1 protein-coding gene is annotated in these 381 nt (G+C 67.7%); it reads right to left on the bottom strand.

The genetic code is table 11. The features are described from left to right. Nucleotides 1–381: phage baseplate assembly protein V (locus CVH10_RS18160; protein WP_181244480.1), on the bottom strand; the 381-nt coding region annotated here is incomplete at both ends.

Genomic DNA, 381 nt, shown 5'->3' with positions numbered 1-381 from the left:
ATGCGGGTGATGTGGCCCAGGCTCAGCTGGCTGGCGTCGTGGTCGCTGCGCAACTGCGCCTGGATCCTGGCCTCGGTGTCGTCGAGCAGCAGGTGGTTGCTGCGTCCGCCCGATGCATTGCCGCCGCCGGGCGTCAGCTCACGGCTGCGAAGGCCGCTGAGGGCGTAGTAGTCCGGCAGCCGGAAGGAGGGCAGGTTGAGCTGGTTGTGGACGCAGCCAATGCAGATCGGCAGGTCCGGGTTGCCGTCGATGAAACCGATGATGACTTCCTGCCCGATGCGCGGCACGTAGGTGTTGCCCATCTGGTTGCCGGCCGAGAAGGACGTCACCCGCACCCAGCAGGAGCTGTTGGCGTCGTCGCCGCCGTAGCGGTCCCACGGG

This window comes from Halomonas sp. ND22Bw, assembly GCF_003011945.1.
Classification (GTDB): domain Bacteria; phylum Pseudomonadota; class Gammaproteobacteria; order Pseudomonadales; family Halomonadaceae; genus Halomonas; species Halomonas halophila.
Note: the sequence above shows the minus strand (reverse complement) of the source record. Positions and strands in the feature narration are given on the sequence as shown.